At 63.7% G+C, this 16,295-nt stretch carries 14 protein-coding genes and 1 pseudogene; 10 read left to right on the top strand and 5 right to left on the bottom strand.

What is annotated here, in order from left to right:
- Positions 1-140: 140 nt before the first annotated feature.
- The 9 genes from LGH82_RS30675 to LGH82_RS30715 all read left to right on the top strand — a co-directional run bounded on the left by LGH82_RS30675 (position 141) and on the right by LGH82_RS30715 (position 9,113).
- Positions 141-1,343: a sensor histidine kinase gene (locus LGH82_RS30675; protein WP_227349733.1), complete on the top strand. Its 1,203-nt coding sequence runs from the start codon at positions 141-143 to the stop codon at positions 1,341-1,343.
- 66 nt (positions 1,344-1,409) lie between these two features.
- Positions 1,410-2,576: a sugar ABC transporter substrate-binding protein gene (locus LGH82_RS30680; RefSeq protein WP_227346261.1), complete on the top strand. Its 1,167-nt coding sequence runs from the start codon at positions 1,410-1,412 to the stop codon at positions 2,574-2,576.
- Between the two features lie 794 nt (positions 2,577-3,370).
- The gene (locus tag LGH82_RS30685) at positions 3,371-4,312 is read left to right on the top strand and encodes an amino acid ABC transporter permease (protein WP_227346262.1); all 942 of its coding nucleotides are present in this window, start codon (positions 3,371-3,373) and stop codon (positions 4,310-4,312) included.
- Positions 4,309-5,073: an amino acid ABC transporter ATP-binding protein gene (locus LGH82_RS30690; protein WP_227346263.1), complete on the top strand. Its 765-nt coding sequence runs from the start codon at positions 4,309-4,311 to the stop codon at positions 5,071-5,073. The genes LGH82_RS30685 and LGH82_RS30690 overlap by 4 nt, the downstream gene beginning before the upstream one ends.
- Before the next feature lie 46 nt (positions 5,074-5,119).
- Entirely contained in the window at positions 5,120-5,986 is an 867-nt protein-coding gene (locus tag LGH82_RS30695) for an ABC transporter substrate-binding protein (protein ID WP_227346264.1), read from the top strand.
- A gap of 10 nt (positions 5,987-5,996) precedes the next feature.
- Positions 5,997-6,746, top strand: a complete 750-nt coding sequence (locus tag LGH82_RS30700; RefSeq protein ID WP_227346265.1) for a GntR family transcriptional regulator — start codon at positions 5,997-5,999, stop codon at positions 6,744-6,746.
- Positions 6,747-6,896: 150 nt separating this feature from the next.
- Positions 6,897-7,667 carry a BtpA/SgcQ family protein gene (locus tag LGH82_RS30705; protein ID WP_227346266.1) on the top strand — a complete coding sequence of 257 codons (771 nt, stop codon included), beginning with the start codon at positions 6,897-6,899 and terminating at the stop codon, positions 7,665-7,667.
- Positions 7,664-8,179 carry an ureidoglycolate lyase gene (locus LGH82_RS30710; RefSeq protein ID WP_227346267.1) on the top strand — a complete coding sequence of 172 codons (516 nt, stop codon included), beginning with the start codon at positions 7,664-7,666 and terminating at the stop codon, positions 8,177-8,179. The genes LGH82_RS30705 and LGH82_RS30710 overlap by 4 nt, the downstream gene beginning before the upstream one ends.
- Positions 8,172-9,113, top strand: coding sequence for a carbohydrate kinase family protein (locus LGH82_RS30715; protein ID WP_227346268.1), 942 nt, complete (start codon positions 8,172-8,174; stop codon positions 9,111-9,113). The genes LGH82_RS30710 and LGH82_RS30715 overlap by 8 nt, the downstream gene beginning before the upstream one ends.
- A 43-nt stretch (positions 9,114-9,156) precedes the next feature.
- Here the strand turns inward: LGH82_RS30715 and LGH82_RS30720 are convergent, their stop codons facing one another.
- Complete coding sequence (locus LGH82_RS30720) at positions 9,157-10,080, bottom strand: glycosyltransferase family 8 protein (protein WP_227346269.1); 924 nt, start codon at positions 10,078-10,080, stop codon at positions 9,157-9,159.
- Positions 10,081-10,214: 134 nt separating this feature from the next.
- Entirely contained in the window at positions 10,215-11,486 is a 1,272-nt protein-coding gene (locus LGH82_RS30725; protein ID WP_227346270.1) for an alkyl sulfatase dimerization domain-containing protein, read from the bottom strand.
- Positions 11,487-11,758: 272 nt separating this feature from the next.
- Here LGH82_RS30725 and LGH82_RS30730 point away from each other — a divergent pair.
- Positions 11,759-12,642 (top strand): annotated as a pseudogene (locus LGH82_RS30730) (EamA family transporter).
- A 6-nt stretch (positions 12,643-12,648) separates the two neighbouring features.
- Here LGH82_RS30730 and LGH82_RS30735 read toward each other — a convergent pair.
- The 3 genes from LGH82_RS30735 to LGH82_RS30745 form a co-directional block, all read right to left on the bottom strand.
- Positions 12,649-14,550: an autotransporter domain-containing protein gene (locus tag LGH82_RS30735; RefSeq protein WP_264484343.1), complete on the bottom strand. Its 1,902-nt coding sequence runs from the start codon at positions 14,548-14,550 to the stop codon at positions 12,649-12,651.
- On the bottom strand, positions 14,505-15,464 hold the full coding sequence (locus tag LGH82_RS30740) for a S8 family peptidase (protein ID WP_264484344.1): 960 nt from the start codon (positions 15,462-15,464) through the stop codon (positions 14,505-14,507). Before LGH82_RS30740 ends, LGH82_RS30735 begins: the two co-directional genes overlap by 46 nt.
- Positions 15,465-15,672: 208 nt before the next feature.
- A complete protein-coding gene (locus LGH82_RS30745; RefSeq protein WP_227346271.1) occupies positions 15,673-16,290 on the bottom strand; it encodes a LysE family translocator in 618 nt (205 codons plus the stop codon).
- Positions 16,291-16,295: the final 5 nt, after the last annotated feature.

Consider the following 16,295-nt stretch of genomic DNA (forward strand, 5'->3'; position numbering starts at 1 on the left):
CAGTCGTTACATCGTCCGATTCACTTCCGCCGCCTTGCTGATCGGATTCTTCGCTCTGACGGCTATCGTCGCCATGAACTTCTGGCTGGGCGAGCGCGCAATCCTATTTCGACGACGCGATCGCGGCACGCGACACCCGCATCGCGGCTGTCGAGCTTAGAAATGCCATGCAGACCGCCGAGGCCAGCCAGCGCGGCTTCATCATCACCGGCAACGAGATCTATCTCGCGCCGTTCCAATCCGCCAAGACACAGGCGCAACGTCATCTGCTGGCCCTGGAGACGCTCCTGCCTGCGTCTTCGAGTCCGGACATAAAGCTGCAGCGCCTGTCCGCGATCATTGCCAGCAAATTCGACGAAATGGACCGGACAATCGATCTCAAGCGCAGCCAGCGCGACGAGGAAGTCCTGGCTATCTTTCGCACCAACAACGGCAAGGCCCTGACCGACGAAGCCAATGTTTTCTTCGCGGGCATCATCGGAAGCGCGGACGAGCGGTTGACATCCGGCGTTGCCGAACAACGAGCCAACACGGGATTGCTGCGGCTCGTTTCCGCGATCGGCGCGCTTGTCATTGTCGCGGTGGTAAGCGGCGCGGCTTATGGCGTGTCCCGTTATACCAGGGAGCTTCGGGGCACACGTGACGAGGTCAACGCACTCAACCGGGACCTTGAACGGCGCGTTGCCACGCGCACCGCCGATCTGGCCCAGGCGCGTGACCGGGCCGAAGTGCTGTTGTCCGAGGTAAACCACAGGGTCGCGAACAGTCTCGCTCTTGTCTCGTCGCTTGTGAAACTGCAATCAAAGGCGCTGAGTGACCAAGGCGCCAAGGATGCCCTGGCTGAAACGCAGGACCGTATCTTTGCAATCTCGCTCGTTCATAAGCGGCTCTATGGTGCGGGGGGTGTGCGCTCGGTCGCCCTCGACGAGTATCTGAGCGGGCTGCTCGACCATTTGCGCACCTCGCTGCGCAGCCAGGTTCACGGTGTCAGCCTGTCCTACAGCATCGATCCGGTAGACTTGGAAACCGATACCAGCATCAACCTTGGCGTTGTCATCACCGAACTCGTCACCAATGCATTCAAATATGCCTATCCCGACGCGGTCGGAGAGATTCGCGTGCGTCTGGAAAAACTGGCCGACGAACAGGCGGAACTGGTCGTCGAGGATGACGGCGTTGGCCGCGCCGAAGGTGCGCCCGCCAAGGGCACGGGTGTCGGCAGCCGGATCGTCAACGCCATGTGCGTGAGCCTTGGCGCGAACATGGACTATCAGCAACGTCACCCCGGCACCGCTGCCCGTCTCGTGTTTTCGACCAAGCCCCGGCGGAGCGCTTCGATCTGAATCAGTCGCTTGCGGCGGACGCCGCTGCCTGCTCTATCGTCGGCATCAAGAAGGGGAGGACTTTCGATGCCTTTCGATCGAAAGAAGACTGAGGGCGGCTGGCCGACGGCGTTGCGGTTCCTGCTTTTGCTGGTGACCTTGACGCTCGGCGGGCTTGACCGCGTGGGCGCGCAGGAAGGCGCGCCAGGCATCACGCAGCGGACCGTGTTTCCCGCCTTCGACCCCAACGCCCCGGCATGCTCGCCGCCGCCAGGACTTAACAAGGTGCTGGGCTACGTTCAGGAAAACGATCGCGACTTCCTGCAGGGGGTCGATCACGGCCTGGCCATGGCCGCCAGGGATCGTGGGTTGGAGTATCGCAGGGTCCTGGCGCAAAACGATGTGGCCAAGGCTGTCGAACAGATACAATCGTTTCTCGCGGGCAAGGTTGGTGGTCTGGTCGCCACATCATCCGATCCCGCGGCGGTCAGCCACTCGCTTCAGCAAACGATCTGGTCGGGGGCATTCGTCGGCACCATTGTTCCGCCGCCGGCCACGCTGCTGCTCAACGCGCCACAATACGCGACGGGCAAGGTGCTGGCGGACGCGGCGATCGCCCACATAAACGCCAGGCTTGGGGGCAAAGCCAATGTGGTTCTGCTGACGCAGGACACGATGGAGTTCCTGGCGCCTCGCTTCGAAGCCATGCGTGACGGCCTCAATGCCATTCCCGGCGTGACGATCGTGGCCGACATCGCACCCAGGCCGGTGACCAAGGAAGGCGGCTTCGAGACCATGAAGACGATTCTTCTGGCAAACCCCAGGGTCGACGTGGTGCTGGGTGGCGATGCGGTCGTGCTGGGCGCGCTGCAGGCCCTGCGCGCCGCCGGAAAGGACCGGCCGGACCAGTTCCTTGGCGGCATTGACGGTGAGCCTGAGGCGGTAGCCGAGATCAAGAAAGGCGACAGCCCCTACAAGGCGAGCATATCCCTGTCATCCCCCGTCTTCGGCTACGCCATGGGGCAGTTCGCGGCCGACTGGCTCGAAGGCAAGAGCGTGCCGCAGGCCATGGACATACTGCCCATCGCGCTCACCAGCAGCAACATGGCCCAATACGAGGCGGACCTGGCCAATCCCGCGCCCGTTTTTGCCGACCCCGTGCGCCGAAACACCTACCTCAAGATGTATGGAAACATCTGCTACGATACGCGCGACCGCTATGTGAACTTCCCCTGGTCATCCGAGCAGAAGTAACGGACCCGCGGCGGCTACCGGCTGGCGAAGCTGGGCCGGCCGCGAGTCGGCCCTGTCAAAGCGCCAAACTCCCTTGCTCCACCTCGACGTCCCTGCGAATATCAGAATGGGTCAGCGGGCGGAGTGGCCAGGCTTCATGACGAATAAGGTTCAGTTTGCGCCACTTGCAAAGGAACTCCAGTCGCTTGTTGAGAGATGTCTGGTAGTCGATCCCTCTCGGAGACCTACCGCGACCGATATTGTGAAGGCCTGTGAAAACCTGTGTTTTTCGGAGGCTAAGAGGGAGTATGGTGTCGTTGAGGAATGGAAATATAACCACGCCCATGGGATCATCCGATCCGATGCGAAACAGCGAGTTTTTTTCCATTCTCAGAGTGTGTACGGTTTCTCACCAAAACTTGGCGAGCGTGTGTGTTTCGCAAAGGAACCAGGAATTCCATTCCCCCGGGCACATCCCGTGGTGCGAGTGGAAGTTTAGACCCTCCCGTTAGTGCGCGTCACTGCTGTAGATTGACGGGCGCGCCCGGCCCCCCCCTTGCAGTTGATGCAATAGAGGTGAGCAGACTTTGCCGCGCCGCATGTGCACCGCCCGTTTAGAACAGATTCCTTTCTTCGTTTCGGTTCGCCCATAGCCGACCTCACTGCATAATAGTTTTGTACCACAACCACTTTTCGATACCACTCCACACCCCTCCACGCAAAATCCCCCACACCCCAATTGACTCCGCCCCCAACTCCGCTCTATCAAGTTGTACACCTAACCCTACAATACCAAACTTCGGGAACACAGTTTGATGACACTCCAACGTGCCTCCGGCGCGGTGCGCGTCGATGTCGGGGCGCTCAGTCAGCGCAGCTACAGGATCGTGCGGCTGAAGCATGTCGGGCGCTGGGTCGGCGCTGTCGTCGTGGTCGCGGCACTTGGCCTGCTGGTGCAGGCTTTCGCGCATGGGCAGATCCACTGGCCGATCGTGGGCGAGTTCCTGACGGCAGGCGTCATCGTGCGCGGCTTCGGCAACACGCTGCTCATCTCGTTCTTCGCCATGATCATCGGCGTGTCGCTGGGCACGCTGTTCGCCATCATGCGGCTGTCGGCCAATCCGGTCACCCGCTTCGTCGCCTGGCTCTATGTCTGGGTGTTCCGGGGCACGCCGGTGATGCTGCAGCTTTTGATCTGGTTCAACATCGCGCTGGTGTTTCCGCGGCTGGTCATTCCCGGCCTCTACGAGGCGCGCATGGTCGATGTCGTCACGCCCTTCGTCGCCGCGCTGCTGGGGCTCGGCATCAATGAGGGCGCCTACATGACCGAGGTGGTGCGCGGCGGCATCTCGTCGGTCGACCACGGCCAGACGGAAGCCGCCAAGACGATTGGCATGTCGCGCTTCCAGACGCTGCGGCGCATCATCCTGCCGCAGGCCATGCGGCTGATCATCCCTGTCATGGGCAATTCGGCGATCGGCATGCTGAAATTCTCCTCGCTCGCCGCCGCCATCTCGATGGGCGAGATGCTGAACGCGGCGCAGCAGATCTATTTCATCAATGGCGCGGTCATCGAGCTGCTGTTCGTCTGCGGCATCTGGTACCTCGCCGGCACCACCGTGCTCAGCATCATCCAGTATTATATCGAGCAGCACTTTGGGCGCGGCGTGGCCGGCGCGCCGGCCAAATTCTCCTTCCGCATGCCGTTCAGGAGCAACACGCCGCTGTCGGGCGGCGTCGAGGAGTCCAAGGCATGACCACGATCGTCAAGGCCATCAACATCCACAAGAAGTACGGCGCGCACCGGGTGCTGCGCGGCGTCGACTTCGAGGTCGCCAATGGCGAGGTGCTGTGCATCCTGGGGCCTTCCGGCGGCGGCAAGAGCACGCTGCTGCGCTGCATCAACCATCTGGAAGACCTCGATGACGGCGTCGTCTGGGTCGACGGCGAGATCATCGGCTACGAGCTCAAGGGCAGCACGCTGCACGAACTGCCGCCGCGCCGGCTGCGCCTGCAGCAGCGCGAGATCGGCATGGTGTTCCAGCACTTCAACCTGTTTCCACACATGACGGCGCTGGAAAACGTCATCGAAGGCCCGGTCACCGTGCGCAAGGAGCCGAAGGCTGAAGCCGAGGCGAGGGGGCGCGAGCTCTTGGCCTCCGTCGGGCTCGCCGACCATTTCGGCGCCTATCCGGCGCAGCTTTCGGGCGGCCAGAAGCAGCGCGTGGCGATCGCGCGGTCGCTCGCCATGAAGCCCAAGATCATGCTGTTCGACGAGCCGACCTCGGCGCTCGACCCCGAACTGGTCGGCGAGGTGCTGGATGTGATGCGGGCGCTCGCCGCCACCGGCACGACGATGATCGTCGTCACCCACGAGATCGCCTTTGCCCGCGATGTCGCCGACCGCGTCGCCATCATGGTCGACGGCGAGATCCGCGAAATGGGCCCGCCGGCCGAAGTGCTGGCCAATCCCAAGGACCCCCGTGTGCGCAGCTTCCTCAGCCGCGTGCTCGCCTGAACGCCCCCGCCAACTTCCGCGACATCTTCACAACAAGGAGCCTGAAATGACGACTTCCACCGCCGCGACCCTCTCGCGGATCCTCGCCGGCGCCATGGTTTCGCTGGGCGTGCTGGCATCGGCCGCCCACGCCGGCACCGACGACAAGCTGCGCGCCATGCTGCCGGCCAAGGTGCGCGACAGCGGCGCGCTGAACATCGCCATCAGCCTTGCCTATCCGCCGATGGAATATTCCGATGCCGGCTCCACCGACCTCAAGGGCGCCGACATCGACATGGCCAAGGAAGTGGCCGACCGTCTCGGGCTGAAGGTGAATTTCCAGAATGTCGAGTTCCCGCAGTTGATCACCTCGGTGACCACCGGCCGCGCCGACATGATCTGGACGGCGTTCTCCGATCTCACCGCGCGCCAGACGCAGCTTGATTTCATCGACTATTTCCAGACCGGCAACCAGCTCTATTCGATGGTCAAGAACCAGGACACCATCAAGTCGGTGAAGGATCTGTGCGGCAAGTCCGTCGCGGTCGCCACCGGCACCAGCTGGGTCGGCCTGGTCGAGCGCGTCGGCAAGGAAACCTGCACCGAAGCCGCGCCGCTCACCGTGCTGCAGCTGCCGACCGAGGCCGAGCACATCCTGCAGATGAAGCAGGACCGCGCCCAGGCCTCGATCATGGGCTTCGAGGGCATCCTCGAGCTGCAGAAGCAGAAGCCGGGCGAGTTCTACACGATCGGCAACCTGCTCGAGCCCGGCCATTACGGCATTGCTTTTGCCAAGGATTCTGGTGATTTGCGTGGGGCGGTCAAGGCAACGCTGGAGGCCATGAAGACTGACGGCAGCTATGTCGCGATCCTCGATCGCTATGGCTTGAAAAACGCCGCCGTGCCGGAATTCACCGTCAACGCCGGCAGGTAAGGGGCGCCTGATGGCTGACACGATCGTTCTTGATCCGCACGCACCGGTTCCGCTGTACACGCAGCTCTACCGGATCCTGCGGCTGCGGATCCTCGAGGGCGAGTACGCGGAAGGGGATGCCATCCCCTCCGAGAACGTGCTGCGCGACGAGCATGGCATCACCCGCAGCACGGTCCGCAAGGCCATCGCGCTGCTGGTGAACGAGGGGCTGGTGCGCCAGTTTCGCGGCAAGGGAACGATCGTCAGCTACGCGCCGATCAGCAACAGCATCTGGAACTTTGGCGGCTTCACCGACTATTCGCGGGCGCGGGGACAACGCCCCGTCACCGCGCTGCTGGAGCAGGCAGTGGAGGACGGGGCGAATGGCCGGGTGCTGAAGCTGGTGCGTGCGCGCGGCATCGCGGTGGAGGACGTCACACTGTTCCTCAACCTCGACACGTCCTGGCTGTCGCTGAAGCGCTATCCCGGGCTCGAGGGCTTCGATTTCGAGAAGCAGTCGCTCTACCAGGTGCTGCGCGATCATTACGGCGTCTCGCCGGTCCGGTCGGAACTGACGCTTTCGGTGGTGGCGCCTTCCGCGCTGACCACAAAAGTGTTCGGCGACGGGCTCAACGTGCCTGGGTTCCTCTGCGCCACCGGCGACGTGTTCTCAAGCAGCGACGAGCTGGTGGAGCGAACCTCCGTCATCTACTCGCCGACGCTGGAGATGCGCGTCGGGACGTCGTGGGGCGCCGGCAACGGCCAGCCGCCGGGCGCTTGATTACGCAGGCGCGCCGCTGCCAGACAGATTCCGGCGGCGCGCTCAAGTCCTTGTTTTCGTATGCATCATCATGCCCGGCTGGTCAGGATTTGGGGGAGGCCGCCCGTGGGGCATCGACAAAAATTCATCTCAGCTTGATTGGAAATTCCCTTGGACTCCCGCTTCGAACAGACTTTCACCACGCCCAAACCCATTCTCGGCATGCTGCACCTGACCGGCGAAACGCCGGCCGAACGGCTCGACATCGCGCGGCGTGAAGCCGAAATCCTGCTGGCCAACGGTGTCGACGGCCTCATCGTCGAAAACTATTTTGGCGACAAGGACGATGTCCGCCACGTGCTGGAATGGCTGGAGACGCGCAAGCCGAGCGCGCTGGTCGGGCTCAACGTGTTGCGCGACCATCACCTGGCTTTCGAGCTCGCCCGGCAGTTCCGCGTCGACTTCATCCAGATGGATTCGGTCGCCGGCCATCTGCGCCCGGACGAGGACACGGATTTCGCCGCCGAGCTGGCGGCGCTTCGGGAAGGCGTGAAATCCCTGCTACTGGGCGGCGTGCGCTTCAAGTACCAGCCGGTCAATTCCGGCCGCAGCGAAGCGGAAGACCTGCTGCTCGGCATGCAGCGCTGCGATGCCTTCGTCGTCACCAGCGACGCCACCGGCCAGGAGACCGACCTCGACAAGGTCCGGCGCTTTCGCGCGCTGACCGGCGGCGGCTTCCCGCTGCTGATCGGCGCGGGGCTGACATCAGCCAATGCCGCCGAACAGCTGGCGCTCGCCGATGGCGCCATTGTCGGCAGCTTCTTCAAGGACAGCTATGTCGACATCGGCATTGTCGATGAGGCGCATGTGCGCGAATTGATGGGCGTCGTCGCCGACGTCCGCCACCAGCCGGTGGCGGCGAGAGCGGGAGCCGCGGAATGACGATCAGCATCAGCGCCGTTCCGGTTCACGAGGCGGATTTCTCCGCCTACGGCACCGTCCATTCGATGGCGGCGCCCGGCGCGCCGGAGGGCGAGGCCAAGCTGGTGCGTTCGTCGGGCCTCGGCTGGACCGATGTCTATACGGCGGCACCGCTGCTAACAACCAATGGCAGTCTCGGCTTCACGCTGGGCGAGGGCGGGCCGTTCGACACCGTCAAGATGGAGCGCCATTTAGAGACGCAGGAAGCGCTGTTCTGCGCGGCCAGGCCGATCGTGCTGGCGGTCGCCGCGCCCACGGATGCGGCGCGGCCGAAGGCCGGGGATATCCGAGCCTTCATCATCGAGCCGGGCACGGTCGTGGTGATGCACAAGGGGACCTGGCACGACGCCTGCCGGGGCATCGACGCGCCGACGCATTACTACTGGATGGCGACCTGCGGCTTCGGTTCGGTCTGGGTCGATGTCGAGGGCGGGCCGGTGCATGTGACGGCCGGGGGATACTCCCATGGCTGAGGCGCACACCGCCTTCTTTATCGGCGACGTCGCCCTCGACGACTATTTCACCGCGGAGCGCTGGCCCGCCATCGCCGACAAGGCCTATGTTCGCGAGGTGAAAAGCTATGTCGGCGGCATGATCGCCAATGCGGCCAGCGTGCATGCCGGGCTTGGCGGGCGTACGGAATTCATCTCGCTGCTCAACGACAGTGCGCTGTCGGCGCGACTGTGCACGGCGATGAACGACCTCGGCGTCTCGACGCGCCATATGTTGCACGATCCGTCGCTGGCGGATTCGCGCAACCTGATCTTCCTGACCGGCGGCGAGCATGTCGTTCTCATCATCGAGATGGCCAGCCTGCCGATGCATCTGACCGGCGAGGCGCTGGCCTCGCTGCGCACGCCCGGCCATCTCTATATGAGCCTTGGCCGCACCAAACGGCTGCGCGCCGAGGGGCTGCAGGGCAGGGAACTGCTGGCGGATTTCCGCCGCCATGGCCGCAGACTGATCCTCGATCTCGATGTCGACGGTTTTGCCGAGGGCGATCTCGATTACCTGCACGGCGCGGAGGTGCTGATCATGAACCAGATCGGCTTCGGCCACGCCTTCGGCGACACCGACCTCGCCGGCATCAATGCGTGGATGCGGCAGAACGAGGTCGGCACGGTCATCCGCACGCTGGCCGCGGCCGGCGCGGAAGCGTTCGACGGGGAGCGCCGTATCGAGGTCCGGGGCTACAGGGTTCCCGTGGTCGATGTGACCGGCGCCGGCGACACGTTTGGCGGCGCGCTGACCTATGCGCTGGGTGAAAATCTCGGCCTGCCGGAGGCGCTGGAACTGGCCATCGCGGCGGCGTCTCGCGCGGTCACCATCGAGGGGCCGCAGGGCGGTGTCGCCTCGCTGGAAACGATCGAAAAGTTCCGGGCGGAATTTGCCGGGCAGAGGAGCTAGGAGCAATTCCAGCAAATCGTTTCAGACTTTTCCTGGAATGGCCCTATGCTGAGTGCGCAGCTTTCACTTGTTTCCTCAGTTTCCGGATGTGCGGATCCATGAACAGGAACTTATAGTACATGGATGCCAGTGCCACTCTCCAGTATTTTTTCCTCAGGCCTACAAGGCCTACCACCATCTTTCGGACGGCGATGCGTTTCTGATCAATATACGCTGCAGGTACGCTTGAGCCTGATAAAATCCTGTATGAATTGTATATCCTGGCAAAGGGGGCGTTCTTCAGCGCCCACGGTTTTCCATGGCCGGAAAAATGGATTATCTTTGGAATCTTGCGTTCATACGAAACATATCTTCCCGAACAGAAATTCCATTCTCTCCCAAGAAGAAGCACGCGGCCGCGCGCTACGGAGTTCAAAACGGTCTGGTCCGGAAAGGTGATCTTTTTCGATCTCCGTGCTTCCTGGAACATCTTGTCGGCGATATTTTCCCTACGCCAGACGTCCAAATTCATGACAAGGACGCCGGAATTTATATATTCGTCGGCAGTCAATTCGAAGGAGTCAAGCTCTCCCTGATCCATGAATCCGTCCAGGACGCCGGCAACAAGGTTATCTCCCAAATCCATCGACCAGAGGTCATCCAGGCTGGAAACAACAACTGCATCCGCGTCAAGATATATCGCCTTGCTCTCGTTCTGGAGAAAGTCGGGAATAAGAAATCTGGCGTATGCCGCGCTTGTCCATTGCTCGGTGGTCGGGAGGCCTCGCGCGAATCCGTCAGGTGCACGTATGATTTCGCAGGGAATATGATGTTTTCTGCAAAAATTCAGAAGTAAACTTATGTTATCCGATTCAATGCCGACGCTTATTATAAATAATTTCGCCGTACGATTGTGAAGCCATGCGGAATATACAAGTGTAAATAGGCCTGGAACAAAATTATTGTCGCTCGCACTGATGATGATCACGACTACCCCATGCATCGCTTACGGAATCACTTGCCAACTTGAGAGCCAAAATAACGATTGCCGTCAACGGCTCCGCTCTCCGAAGATATGCCATTGTCGGAAGTTCGTTGCGGCCGTGCCAAGGCCCTGGCGGATCAGGCAATAGAGCTCGATCTCGCCTGCGCCTCACGCTGGTAGACGGCAAAGATCGCCTTTCCGATCAGCGACGTTTCGGCTGCCGCGCAGCGTTCATAGACGCTGGCCCGCTTCGCCTGGATTTCCTGGTCCAGCGGCGATGCCGAGCTGGCCAGTTCGACAAGATGAGCCGCCAGCCTGGTCTGGCCATTGTCAGCCAGTTCCGCGGCGCGCGCGGCCAGCCTGTCCGCGCCGCCGGCAAGCGCGGCGAGTTCCGCCGCCAGTTCGGCCTCCGGTGCGGGCTTGAGATGGGCCGGGTTGCCGTCGAACCAGCCGGCATAATGGTGCCAGATGCCGCGCACGACGAACTCCGGGTCGTCATATCTGGGCTTGAGATACGGCTTTGCCAGAAGCGCGGCGGGGGCCGAGACGGAATGCAGGATCTGGTCGAGCGAGCTTCCCTTGTTCATCAGCTCCAGGGTCTGGCGGGTCAGGCTTTCCAGCACCTCGGCACCATCGCCCAGAAGCTGGTCCACCCGCGCTTGCCCGGACACGACGGGGCCATGGCCGGGGATGAGCACTTCCGGTTTCAGAGCCTGCATCCGGCGCAGAGCCGCTGCCCAATCGGGTGCGTAGCGCTGAACCTTGCGCGGATTGCCGGCGTTCGGGAAAACCCAGATCACGAAATCGCCGCTTGCCAGCACGCGCCGCTCCGGCAACCAGACGAAGGTGGCGTCATCGGTCTCGCCCCGCCCATGGAACAGCTCGATGCGTTCGCCGCCGATCGTCAGGGAGAGCGTGTCGTCATAGACCTCGTCGGGGCGGCGGTGGCCTTGCGGGAATGTATAGTTCGGCTGGTTGAACTGACGGCCCATCACCAGGCTGTTCAGCCCCTGCGTGGCGTCATAGCGATCGAACCGATGGAGCACGTTGCGATGGGCGATGATGCGAGGCCGGGCCAGCCCCTTGGCGTCGGCCTCCTCGTCAAGCAGACGTGCGCCCCATGTGTGGTCGATATGGCCGTGCGTGTAGATGACGGTATGGATGGGGCTGTCGTCCCATTGGCGCAGCACGGCAAGGGTCTGGCTCGCGGTTTCCCGGCTGCCCGTATCCACCAGCACCAGGCCGGCGTCGGTGCGGATGGCGGTGGCATTGCCGAACAGATAGCCGGTGTGGATGGCGATGATGTTGTCGGCGACCGGCCTGGCGGACCCTCCCGACACGGTGGCCGTCCACTCTTCCATGGCGGCGGCGCCGTTCCAGAGACGCTCGAACACTTGATCCTGTTCCACGGCCTTGTCCTTTGCTGATGCTTCGATCCCGCGATCTAGCGAAGAAAGCCGTCCGCGCCCATCGCTCGCACGAGGTCTCCCGACAGCACTATGTCAGGAGACTGTTCGCCAGGCGAATGGCGGCATAGGGGCCGAAACCGAGGCCATGGCCGCAAACCTCGGACTTGCTCCCGTGCCCCATCAAGCCATCGCCGCTGCCTCACGACAGGCGGGCCCGTTGACCCTATCTGCCATCCATGCCGCCGGGCATCGGCTCGCGGCGGGAGGAAGTCATGACATCGACGCCGGCCGCCAAGCCAGTTTCCGCGGCGAAAGCCTTGCCGATCACCGCGCTGCTTGGCGCCATGGTGTCGATCCAGATCGGTGCCGCCTTCGCCAAGGGCCTGTTTCCGCTGGTCGGCGCGCAGGGCACGACGACGTTGCGGCTTGTGGTCGGCGCGCTGATGCTGGCGGCGGTGCTGCGGCCGTGGCGGGTCAGGCCATCGCGCGCCGTCTGGCCATGGCTCGCCGCTTATGGCGTCACGCTGGCGGCGATGAATCTCCTGTTTTACGCGGCTCTATCAACCATTCCGCTGGGCATCGCGGTGGCGCTGGAATTTTCCGGTCCGCTGCTGGTGGCGACGCTTGCCTCCCGGCGCGCCAGCGACTTTGCCTGGATCGCGCTGGCTGTCGCCGGCATCCTGCTGCTGTCGCCCTTCGTCCATTCAAACGGAGCGATCGACCCGACCGGGGTGATGCTGGCGCTGGCGGCGGGAGGCTGCTGGGCGCTCTACATCGTGTTCGCGCAGAAGGCGGGCGCGGAACTCGGCGGGCAGACCACGGCCTGGGGCATCGCCATTGCCGCCGTGCTGGTGCTGCCGGCGTGGCGCAGGCGGGCTCGGCACTTGTCGCGCCGTCGATCCTCATCAGCGCCGTCATCGTCGGCCTGTTCTCCAGCGCCTTGCCGTTTTCACTGGAGATGGCCGCGCTCACCCGAATGCCGGCGCGGCTCTATGGAACGCTGACCTGCCTGGAGCCGGCGCTCGGCGCGCTGATGGGTTTTCTGTTCCTGCACGAGGTGCTGAGTGGGCTGCAATGCGCCGGCATCGCGGCGGTGATCGCCGCCGCCTTCGGCGCGGCGGTGACGACGAAACCGCCCGTGCCGTCGCCGGAGTAGGCCTCGTCAGAATTTCACCTTCAGATCGCCGCTGAAGCCATGATCCTGGGCATCGCTGGCGAACTGGCCGGCATAAGAGAACCCGAGCTTCGCCGATGGTGCGATCGCGAGATCAAAGCCGGCCTCGAGCGCCAGCACATCGCCGGCGATCGGCAGGCCCTCGATGTCGAACGGCGTGCCGCCGGCGAAGGCAAAGCGAGAGGTCGGCGTGGTGTCGCCGAAGGCGTGACGCCAGCCCAGCATGCCACGAGCGGTCGCGCCGAGTTCGCCAAGGCTGAAGTCGGTGGCGCCATGCAGGCCGAGTGTCGTGAAGGTGACATCGGTGGTCGACGGCGCGGAGACGAGCGCCATCCCGCTGCCTGTTTCGGCAAAGCCAGCCGCTCTGAAGCGCGCATGCGCCAGTCCGGCGAAGGGCTCGAGCCGGAGATCGCCGGCGGACAGGCGGTAGCCGAGTTCGCCGAAGGCCTGCGCGGTGCCCGCGCCGTAGCCGGCCGCCAGTTCGCCGTCGAAATCGTAGAAATAGCTGCTGAACCGGGGCGTGCGCCGCGTGTCGATATCGTGCCAGGTGTAGGCGGCACCCGTGCGCAGGGCGATGGCGCCCCATTCGGCACCGGCATAAAGGCCGAGATGGATATTCTTCGAGGAGCCCGACGAGGATGTCGGCTGGCTCTCGAACGAGGTGTGGCTGTAGCCGCTGAGCACGCCCAGCCGCCATGCGTCGCCCACCGCCGCGTCGGCGCCGAACAGCATGCCGCCGACGGAATGCTCCAGCCCTGCCGCATTGTCCGTCTCCTGGCGTTCGCCGCGGGCGCCAATCACCTGGCTCCAGACCGCGAAACGATCGGTCGTGGCGGGCGCGAGGCTCGGCCCGTCCGGACCATAGGCCATCACCGGCAGCGCCGGAGCCCCCTTGTCGGCGAAGGCGGCGCGAAGGCGCGACGAAGCCGCATCGTTGAGGAGGCTGCTCTGCGTGATAAGCGTCCCGGCCAGCGAGGGATGGATCTCGCCGGTAAGCTGGTTGAAGGCGACGGCCGCTTCCTCGGTGCTCAGGGTCGTGATGATGCCGTAGTAGAGGCTGTTCACGCCGAGGCTTTCGATGCCGCCCGCGACCGCGGCGCCATTGCGGGTGGTGGCGACATCGGCGAAGGCGACGCTGTTGCGCGCAACGTCGAGATAGACATTCGTCAGATCGTAGGCGAGGTCGAAATCGAGGAAGGCGTAGCAGTTGCAGACATCCGCGAACTGTCCGGTGACGCCGCCATCGGCGGACAGGATCGTGTGGCGGCCATCGCCACGATAGCCGCCGGGCTCCAAGCCGATATCGACCGCTCCGCCCTCGATCGTGGCCGTGCCGGTGACGTCGAGACGGCTGGTGCCATTGGGCGCACCGAGTCGCACGACCAGCCAGGAGTTTTCGCGCTGGCGATAGTTGCCGTCGATGGTCAGCGTGCCGCCGTCGCGGTTCCAGCCGGCATACAGCGCGCCGCGATTGTCGACATCGCCGAAGATCGTTCCGGTGCCGGCAAGCGTGCCGTCCGCATCGACAAAGGTTTGCGATGCAATGGAGCCGCCGATGGCCAGCACGCCGCCGGCGATGCGGGTGTCGCCGAGATAGGTACTGTCACCCGTGAGAATAAGGGCGCCATTGCCGGATTTGATCAGCCCGCCAGCACCCGTGATGTCGTTTTCCCAGACACTCTCGCCCTCGTCGATGACGGCGTTGAAATCGCCCCAGTCAAACGTGCCCGGACCGAGAACAGCCTTGCCGACATCGAGCAGGCCGTAGCCAAAAACCTCGTCGACGCCCGGCGCGCCGATATCGCGCGCCGTCCCGAGCAGCACCTGGCGCACCTGGTCCATCGTCATGTAGGGAAACATCTGCGCGACCAGCGCGGCCGCTCCCGCCACATGCGGCACGGCGACGGACGTGCCGTTGACCAGGGCATAGCCGCGCCATCCGGCGCGGCGACCAGGATCGGGTCTTCCGGATGTTCCTCGTCGAACTCCCAGTCGCCGCCGCCGGGAGCAGCCAGGCACCAGTTCATAGCGATGCCGCACCGGTTCGCGTAGTCCGGGATGTAGCCGGGGCCGACGGCAGTGACCGCAAGCCAGCCGCGCTCGAGTTCCGGAAAGAGATATGGCAAACCCGCTTCGACGCTAGGCTGATCGCGGTATTCGTTGCCGTTGCCGAAGATCATCAACGCGCCCCGGTCCACCGCGGCGCGCGACGCGGCAAGCTGGTTAGGTATATCCCGCTCGATTTCCGCGACGGTGGAATCGGTTATCGGGTTTTCATCGCCCCAGCTGTTGTTGATGATACGCACGCCCTGATCCAGAAGGCCGGACCAGGCCTGACCGATGATGGCATCGTCCAGGGCAAGGAAGCCGTCGCTGTCGAAGATACGCGCATTGACGATCTTGGCGCCCGGCGCGACGCCATGCATGCCGATACCATCACGATTGCCGGCGATGATCGATGCGACCCCGGTGCCGTGGCCGATGGGATCGACGGCGACCGGCGACCCGGTCACATAGTCGTGGCCGCCGGCGACCTGCCCAATGAGTTCCCGAATGCCGGGAGTGACGCCGGAATCGACCACGCCCACCAGTACACCGCTGCCGTCGACGCCCTTGGCATAGGCATCGGCGGCGTGGATCGTCTCCAGGCCCCATTGCGCCAGATATTCCGGCGTTTTCCACGTCTGTGGATTGGTCGGATCGCCGGCTGTCTGCGCGCCGGCGATGCCAGGAAAACCGCCGCAAAGCGCGGTCGACAAAAGCAGCGCCGTGACATGGCGCGCATCGCGATTTCGAATGTTCATGGGGTAACTCCGAGGCAACCTTGCGGCAACATCGGCACCGCATGCGAAATATGAAATGAAAGACGGAATTCTCTGAAAAGATGGAGCGAAACTGCCGTGACCGGGTGCTGTCGGCAATACGCCAGATGGCGTAGTTCAGCGCATCGGGACGGGCGATCGAACAGAGCGGAAGCCTGCCCGTGGGGGTGTGCATTTCATGGTCCGGGCCTCAGATCTGGTGGCTGACCAGCGCCACGCCGAGCCCGACCAGGATCGAGCCGCAGGTCCTGGGCACCAGCCATCCGGAGCCGCTGCCGGGGAACCAGGCAAGCGCCAGCGAGGCGATGCTGACGGCGGCCATGTCGGCCATCGAGAAGACGAGATTGACGAAGACGCCCAGCACCAGGAACTGCAGCCAGAGCGGAACCGTGGCCGTCGGGTCGACGAATTGCGGCAGGAAGGTCAGGAAGAACAGCGCCGTCTTCGGGTTGAGGACCTCGACCACGATGCTGTCGCGAAAGGTTGTCGCGCTGGGGTTGCCGGTATCCTTGCTCGTCTTGTTCCAGCCCAGGAACATGACGATGCCCAGCCAGATCAGATAGGCAGCACCCGCAAGCCGGAGCGCCGCATAGACTCCCGGCGCCTGCTCGACCAGCGATGCGAGGCCGATCGTGGCGGCGGCGATGTGCACATAGCAGCCGAGATGGACGCCAAGCGCGGCCATGAACCCTGCTTGGCGGCCATGCGCCAGCGTCTGCGCGGTCATGTAGAGGATCGCCGGCCCGGGCATGCAGGCAAAGGCGAGCGTTGCGATGGCGAACGGAATCCAAAGGTCCAGCGACGGCATGACGG

The organism is Mesorhizobium sp. PAMC28654, assembly GCF_020616515.1.
Classification (GTDB): Bacteria; Pseudomonadota; Alphaproteobacteria; order Rhizobiales; family Rhizobiaceae; genus Mesorhizobium.